Source organism: Amorphus sp. MBR-141, from assembly GCF_053628695.1.
Window position 1 is genome coordinate 1 of the sequence record NZ_JBRJGW010000060.1, and the last position, 7,605, is coordinate 7,605.

Below are 7,605 nucleotides of genomic sequence, written 5' to 3' on the forward strand. Positions count from 1 at the left end.
CAGATCCGCGCTGCCTTCCCAAGGCTGCGCATTCGCCTGGACGAGTGGGGTCTCCTGATGACGCCCAGCCGCACCGACCAGCTGTTCGTGCCGCCCAAGGGCAAGTAGCCGGTAAGGCTTGCTTGCTGCGAGAGGCAACGGCGGCAGGGATCGGCTGTCCGGAGGCGGGATTTCGTTCAAGCACGAAAACAAAAGGTCGTGCTGGCACGACAGCCCGAAAGCACGACAGCACGCTTTGAGATCGGAGACGCACGGAAGGCACCACCGCACCCGACGATGCTTGTCTCATCAGGCCTGTCTGCCACACGAGCAGGTGGCTGGCGGCGGGTCTTCATGCTGGCGCGCGATGTCGGTCTTGCTGACGCTGGCCATGAATATGTAGTCGAGCGAGGCCTTCGCCGGCGACCGAGGCAGCGTGTGTTGGCAGAGCGTCACACCAATGCGGAACTCTCCTCGCGCCGGAATTCCTCCACGCAGACTACGGTACACCGGCGCCAAATCGCGGGTGCGGAAATCCGCAGGCTTCGGGAGCGCCAACGCAGACTACCGTACGCCCCTACGCAGACTACGGTACGATATTGCCTCAGTCTACGCAGACCAGGGTACGCGGTCGCGCAGACTGCGGTACGGTCACCACGCAGAGTAAGGTACGCGAGTGTGACGGAAACTGTTGGTGAGAGGCGTTTTGGCGACGCCGCATATAGTTAGAACAGATAGTCTCTACCTATAAGCCAACAGATAACCTCACATATGCGCCAGATGATTGATTTTCGTCTTTGAATTGAAAAGGGCCCGCTTAGCAGCGGGCCCCGGGATTTGGATCAGGCGGCGCGAGATCCCTCAGCAAGCCAAGCCTGAAAACCGTCAACGTGGATGTAGATGCGTCCTCCAACACGAACAATGGCACCTGACTTGTCAAGGCCGTTGGCGTCGCGGTGGAAGAGCCACCACCGCATCTTGCCTTCTGTCATCCAGGGTGCCTCAGCGACAATCTGTTTGACCGTCCGCAGCTTCGTGTGGTCGACGCGACCATCTCCCTCGTTCATCGGTCCCTCGTAAGGTCTGGGAAAGAGAAGAAGAAAGAAAGGGCCGCGAGGCCAGCGACGACAGCACGCGCCGCCATTAGAATATATATCCGAAGCCACCCTGAAATTCAAGGTTGAGTTAGAATGGCACTGGAAAGCCACCTAACCAGATTCCCTCCAGCGGCAGAAACCGACTTCATCCACCGACGCGATCCCGTGGCTTGCCCTTTGATTTGCCCGGTTTGTCGTCCAAGCCGGACAGCCCAGAAACCACGACCGAGGGACGGTCAGGAAACCGTGCAACAAGTTCCAGCGTGCCACCCATGGCGCTGACGTAGCTGCGTAGGGTGGAAAGGAGCAGGTCGGAGCGCTTTTCCAGCCGGGAGACGCTGTCCTGGCCGACATCCAGGAGTTCCGCCATCCGTTCCTGCGTCAGATCATGTGCCTTTCGCAGATCGCGGAGCGTCAGCTCTTCGGCAATGAGCTCTTCCGCCCGCGCCCTCACCTTCTGCCGGCGATCGGACGGAAGGCTATCCAACATTTCATTCAGCGTGGTCGCCATCATCGACCTCCTTTCTTGCTCAGTTCGGAAAGATGGCTTTCGAACCGCTCATCTGCCTTGGCGATGAGCCGGCGGTAGAACCGCTTTTCCGATTGACCGGACTTGTCGCCCGCCACCAGCAGGATGCCTTTCCTTTCCGGGTCGAACGCAAAGGCAACGCGCCAGAAGCCATCGTTTGCGTCGAACCGAAGCTCCTTCATATTGGCGTGCCTGGATCCCTTCAGCGTATCCGCCCTAGGACGTTTGAGACTTGGGCCAAATGCCGCCAAGAGCTCCGCATGGGCGAACAGCTCGTCCTGTACGGCCTCGGGCAGCTGGGCGAACTCCCTCTCGAACGTCTCATGAAAGAGCACTTCCCATTTCATGACTAATTATGGCTTTCGCGGCATATGGTTTCAAGACCATACTTCTGAGGCGATTCTCGCGGATGCGCATGCCGGCGGGCCAGTGTCAGCGAGCACGGGCCCCGTCTGTCTCTGCGTCAGCGGTGGGTTTTCGCTTTGGCTCGCGCTCGTCGTCGCCTGACGCAAAGAGGTCCTCACCGAGGCTGTCCACCAGCCCTTTGACGTGGCTTTCCGACAGGTGCGCATAACGGCGCACCATCTGAAGCGTCCGGTGGCCCAGCACTTCGGCAATCTCCACCAGACTCGCCCCTTTCATCGCCAGGTAGCTCGCGGTGGAATGCCGTAGATCGTGAAAGCGGAAGTCGACGAGGCCGGCCTTGTCGCGAGCCCCCTCCCAAGCCGTCCGGATATCGATCGGCTGCAGGCCATCGGCGCGCGGGAAGAGCCATCGGGTTGGCGGATTGTGCGGCAATGCATCGTAGAGATTGTTGGCCTTGGCAATCTGCTCGGTCAGCAGCTCTCGTAGATGACGGGCAAGGGGGGTGGCGCGCGTGTCGCCGTTCTTGGTGTCCCGAAAGACAGCCGTACTGCGTCGCAGGTTCACGTCCGCGAGCGTGAGGCCCAGGATCTCGTTTTTGCGGGCACCGGTCGAAAGGGCGAACACGACAATTGTGAAGAGATAGTCGTTGTTGCTCGCCTGACAGGCCGCAAGCAGCCTCGTTCGCTCCTCATCGCTCAGGAAACGCGAGCGCTCATCTCGAATGTTCGTGATCGCATTCACGCCGTCCATCGGGTTCTGAGTGGCCCAGCCCCAGGATTTGGCATTCTTCAGCAGGACGCCCAGCATGTCGCGATAGAGCTTCTGGGTCTTGCGACTTTTCGGCCTGGGCGCTGCGGAGCCACGCTTTCTGGGTTTGCGGCGCATATCACCGGCGGCGGCCAACTTCCCCAGTTCTTCCGAGATCAGATCGGGCGTGATGTACGACAGGGCGTACCCACCCAGAACCGCCTCCCAGTGCTTCAGGTAGCTTTCGGCGGCGCGCTGTGACGTGGCCGCCTTATGGGGCAGGATCTCCCGCCGATAGCGCGCGATCACGTCCGAGAGCGTTTTGCCTTTGGCATTGGCGACAACGTTCCTCACTTCGCCACGGCGGATCGCAGCCTCCGTCTGCTGCGCCCAGAGCTTGGCGTCCGTTAAACGCTTGAACGTTTTCTGCCGCTCCGGGAAGCCTTGGATCCGAACGCGCACCCGATAATAGGCGACGCCGGTGTCGGTGTGTTTACGCTTCTCGATGGTCGCCATCGGCACCTCGGAGCTTTGGAAATCGGGACAATTCCGGGACACTGGATATCAAACTTTGCCCCCAATTGCCAACAACCACCAACACCCGCAACCCGTCAACTATCTGAAAAACATAACGAATATAATTGAGAGCCGTTGGCGCCTATTGGCTTACTGAAAGCTCATAACCTGAAGGTCGCAGGTTCAAATCCTGCCCCCGCAACCACTTTTGTTATAACTCCATAGAATGTGAGATATAACAATCACTTAGGCCGCCGAAAGGCGGCCTTTGTCATTTTCCTTTCCAGGTCCAATGACTAAAGGCAGTCAACCATCCGGATGGGCCTCAAGTACCTCAGCGATGATCTGCTTAATGTTGGCAGAGTCGATGCTCCCATTCGCTTCGTCGCGCGTGATGATCAATGTGCCTCTTGAGCCGCCGCCGTCTTGATATGGAAGAATGTTGTGGGTCTTGTACCATACTAGCTTCTCGTCCCACCTCTGTTTGTAGCTCGGCACGTGCAGCATGCCGCAGTGCTCCCAATAAAAGGTTTCTCCAGACTCCGCGTCTTCGACGGTGAAATCGGGGTACCTAGTCACTCCGTCGAGTGTCAATTCGCGTTCGTAGCTGTACTCCAGCCCGCTGTTGGCAAGGTGGTCCGCTATGATGACCTCTGACTTCGAGCGAACCATCTCTCCTCGCGATGTGCGATGTATGAGGTATTCCTCAAAGAACCGTCCATCGATCTCAATCGGCGATGGTGCAATGAAAAGATTGGTCAGGCGACGCGCTGTCTCGGATCGGTTATCGGATGAAAACTTCCGTAGTTCGCTGCGGTCCCCCTGATGAAGTATGATTACACGCTCTTTCTGTCGCGTGAGTGCGGTGTACAGGAGTTCGCGTGACAGCAGTCGGCACGGGTTTGGCAGCACGAGAATGACGGTTCCGAATTCACTGCCCTGCGATTTGTGTACCGTCAGCGCATAGGCCAGTTCCAGGACCGGGCTGCCTTCTTCTCCGAAATCGCGTGTCGTGAAGTCGTATTTGTGGCCTGGCTGCGATGAAAATTCGACTTCCAGCTTCCATCGAAAATCGCGTCCGTTTTTCTTATCTGCTGACTTCCAAAAGTACCCGACGGCCATGCCGATCTCGCCGTTTGCGATGTATGGGTTGTCCTTTTCGGGATATACGCGGCGATGACGGTATCTCCGGGAAGTCGGGTCGGTGTTGATCAGGTTGATGACCTTGTCCCCGTACACGATCTGCTCTGCGCCCATAGGCTTCGGATACTTGCGATTCCTCTCCTTCTGCGACGCATCGATCATGTGCTGTCGAAAACGTTTGTGGATGAAGCGGTTGAGGTCGCCGACGCCGTGCGCGGCGGAGCGGACCGGCGACAGAATTTGCCAGCCTTCCGCGGTTTGAGCCGCGCCGGGTTTCCCGTTGCCCTGGGGGTTGAAGAAGCGAAGTTCATTCCAGGGTTCGCCTCCAAGAGTCGCGTCGAATCCCGCTATATCATCAGGCCCGGACAACTTCAGCTCATCGGCAAGGATACTCATAAGTCGGGACCGCAGCTCGTCCGCACTGTCCCATTGAACAAATCGTACATGCTTGCTTTGGCCCTTGTGCACGACCTTGTCGAACACGTCGTCCTCACCGGGCGCAATCGGTGCGCCGCTGAACCATTCGGCTAGCTGGAGGTCTTCGCGGTCCTCTCCGGCCTGCCGGCGGCGGATCGACAGTTCCGCGTAACCGGCTGTGATACGTGGAAACATTTCGGTCAAGTTGTCCTGCGCAAGACGGTTTATCACATCTACAAATGGACGTCCGGCCCCGATGGGCGGTAGCTGGCGCGAATCGCCGATCAGTATGAGACGATGAACGCCCTTGAGAGCCTGGAGTAGCGCCGCGAGCATCTCTTCTGTGAGCATTGACGCTTCATCGACGATCACCGTTCGCGCGCCAGCGTCCGCCGGCTTTGCGGACAGTCGGTATCGCCCCGTCGCACCGTCGTAGCGGTTCGGGCTCAGGAACTGGGCGATGGTATAGCCTGTCAACTGAAGGCCCTTCGTGGACTGCTCCATGCGAACGCGGGCCTTCCCTGTCGGCGCGAGGAGTAGAATGCCGCCCGAAGCAATATCCGGATGAGCGCACAGCACGGAGAGCAATGTCGTCTTGCCCGTTCCCGCCGGTCCGACGAGAACGGATAGGCGGGATTCCGACAGTTCTTTCAGCGCAGCGACCTTTTCTGTGCGGGCTTTTTCTTCCTGTTCATCGGTTTCGCCGGCACCCTGTTGTTTCAGGTGTTCATCGAGCCGCTTCCTCCAGTCAGCCTCGATGCTGTGCCGCTTGCCCTTGATGCGCTTTTCCAGCGCGTCTCGAATTACCGCGCCCATGTCCGACAGGCGCGTAAGCTGAAGGGCGGGAGAGTCGTCCGCCATCCTGATTTCATTGATGACGCCGCCGAAATCGTCCTTCGCCACATCCATCAGGTCGGAATCGACGGCGCATCCCGGCTGGATCGCGAGACTACGAATCGCAAGGACGACCCGGTTTTGCGGCAGGAGTGTGTTGCCGTCGGCCGCGGCGTCTTCGAGGATATTGGTGCAAAGCGCCCGGACGCGCCTCGCATCAGTTCCCGCATCCAGTGCGCTCGGCTCCGGAAGCGGATGCTTCGTCCTGACTTCATCGGGCGGAAACACGCCCCGATCGACCGTCCATACGCTCAAGGGGTCTTTGGTCAGGCGCGTGGCCTCGAAGACCGCGTATGGATTGTCGATGATTGCCGCGTCGCTGAGGTCGATACCACGACCGGCACGCTCTTCCTGGACGTAGAGAAGCCTCGCCTGGTCGCCCGAAAGTTCGAAGCGACTGAGCAATTTCAGCAATGCGCGTCTTTCGTCCGGCAACCTCTCCCATTTGGCGCGAAGGGTCTTTCCCACCCCGCGGGCCAGTTCCAGCGGCAGGTGCTTGTCAGGTTCCGCAAACATGGCTTCGACCAGCGGCCACGGATCGGCGTTCTCGCCTGCCTTTTCCATGAGCGTGTGTGCAATGAAAGTCCCGAGGTCCAAACCGAATGCGGACAATGCAGGGCCTAGCCCGGGGCAAGGGCCGCGCGCCTTCCACAGCTCACCGAGACGCGCGTCGATCCAGTCGAGACAGTGATCCCATTTACCGGGCAGAAGCTGTCGGACGCTGCGCAGCGCAGCACCGCATGAAAGCAACGACGCTATGGCGCCGTCGTGTGTCACAAGTTGAGAGGCATGTGAGAACTCTGGAAGACGGTCAGCGGGGGTGAAAGCCACGACATCCGCCGGATCGAAGTCCGGATCGTCATCGAACTTGCGGACGGCCGCGTGATAGGGAAGGAGGAATCCGTCCCTGAAGTCCGGACGGATGGAATGCTGGACCATCAGCTCCCACAACATGGAACGCAGTTTTCCGGTCAGGTTCTTTGTGAGGTAATCGTATTCCTGCGGCGGTGTGGCATGCAGAACTCTGCCGACGCCGATCAATATGCGGCGCGCCCCGGCATCTTCCACGAACGGAACTTGCTTGGCATAGAAGAAACAGAGCGATTTTTCTGGCTTGATGTAGCTGCGGAAACACTCCAGCAGCGCCTGCTGATTTTCCTGATCCTGTACCCACGTTTTGGCTGCCTCGAAACCGAGGTCGGGCTCGCGCTCGTCAATGGCGTCAATGCTGTGCGCTTCTGCCAGCTCCGTCAGGTTTTCCCGCAGCATCCAGTAGAATGGAACGGCAGGCGCTGAATACGGCGGATGCCGAAGCGGCGTGTCTTTGAAATGTCCGTGGCTTGTTTCAGGACCGCGATTGTAGGGATGATTTGGAAACCGCGTGTACTCGAAAGGAGCCATGAAGCCCATGCGTTCGGCAACGCACGGCGGCCACTGTTGGTGAGGAACCTCCTCCAGAGTCTTCCCCGCGATCTTTTCTTCTGCGTCGTCCTTCCGGCTTTCGGCAATGCGCCTCAGATTCAGGCAGGCTCCGTTTAGCCGAGGTGCTTCGCATATGCGGCCATCCCAGCCGGTGTCATGCCAGGGAACCCTGATTGAGATGTGGCGGAGAGGGCGGTTCATTCGTCGTCTCCGCCTTTGCTGTCGTCATGTTCGTCCTCGGCTTGTATGAGCGCTCGCAGGTCGGACAGATGCGTTTTGGTGAAATAGACCTGCGTGGGTCGCTGCGCGAGGATGATTTCCAGCTCGTTCGCATTGGCGTCATTCACCATGTTCATGAGTTGGTCGCGCGACCCGTTCGTGTGTTGAAACATCGCGGCATGTGGCCTGCCCCATCGAGGTGGCCGGGGCGTAGAGTTAGAGTCCGGCGGTTAGGGCCGGCGGATGTGCCGACACGGCGCCAGGGTAAGGTGACCA

Annotated in this window: 6 protein-coding genes; all 6 read right to left on the reverse strand. The window is 59.0% G+C overall.

Going from position 1 to position 7,605, the window contains the following annotated elements:
• Positions 1–821: 821 nt before the first annotated feature.
• Positions 822–1,046, reverse strand: coding sequence for a hypothetical protein (locus ACSSVZ_RS27585; protein ID WP_453974073.1), 225 nt, complete (start codon positions 1,044–1,046; stop codon positions 822–824).
• Between the two features lie 175 nt (positions 1,047–1,221).
• Complete coding sequence (locus ACSSVZ_RS27590; RefSeq protein ID WP_453974074.1) at positions 1,222–1,587, reverse strand: helix-turn-helix domain-containing protein; 366 nt, start codon at positions 1,585–1,587, stop codon at positions 1,222–1,224.
• Entirely contained in the window at positions 1,587–1,952 is a 366-nt protein-coding gene (locus tag ACSSVZ_RS27595; RefSeq protein WP_453974075.1) for a type II toxin-antitoxin system RelE/ParE family toxin, read from the reverse strand. Before ACSSVZ_RS27595 ends, ACSSVZ_RS27590 begins: the two co-directional genes overlap by 1 nt.
• 85 nt (positions 1,953–2,037) lie before the next feature.
• Positions 2,038–3,234, reverse strand: a complete 1,197-nt coding sequence (locus ACSSVZ_RS27600; RefSeq protein ID WP_453974076.1) for a site-specific integrase — start codon at positions 3,232–3,234, stop codon at positions 2,038–2,040.
• 306 nt (positions 3,235–3,540) lie between these two features.
• Complete coding sequence (locus ACSSVZ_RS27605) at positions 3,541–7,311, reverse strand: AAA family ATPase (RefSeq protein WP_453974077.1); 3,771 nt, start codon at positions 7,309–7,311, stop codon at positions 3,541–3,543.
• On the reverse strand, positions 7,308–7,466 hold the full coding sequence (locus ACSSVZ_RS27610) for a hypothetical protein (protein ID WP_453974078.1): 159 nt from the start codon (positions 7,464–7,466) through the stop codon (positions 7,308–7,310). The genes ACSSVZ_RS27605 and ACSSVZ_RS27610 overlap by 4 nt, the downstream gene beginning before the upstream one ends.
• Positions 7,467–7,605: the final 139 nt, after the last annotated feature.

Bases quoted from the DNA above. Each gene is read 5' to 3' on its own strand.
- ACSSVZ_RS27595 (WP_453974075.1), bottom strand. From the start codon at position 1,952: ATGAAATGGGAAGTGCTCTTTCATGAGACGTTCGAGAGGGAGTTCGCC.
- ACSSVZ_RS27590 (WP_453974074.1), bottom strand. From the start codon at position 1,587: ATGGCGACCACGCTGAATGAAATGTTGGATAGCCTTCCGTCCGATCGC.
- ACSSVZ_RS27605 (WP_453974077.1), bottom strand. From the start codon at position 7,311: ATGAACCGCCCTCTCCGCCACATCTCAATCAGGGTTCCCTGGCATGAC.
- ACSSVZ_RS27610 (WP_453974078.1), bottom strand. From the start codon at position 7,466: ATGAACATGGTGAATGACGCCAATGCGAACGAGCTGGAAATCATCCTC.
- ACSSVZ_RS27600 (WP_453974076.1), bottom strand. From the start codon at position 3,234: ATGGCGACCATCGAGAAGCGTAAACACACCGACACCGGCGTCGCCTAT.
- ACSSVZ_RS27585 (WP_453974073.1), bottom strand. From the start codon at position 1,046: ATGAACGAGGGAGATGGTCGCGTCGACCACACGAAGCTGCGGACGGTC.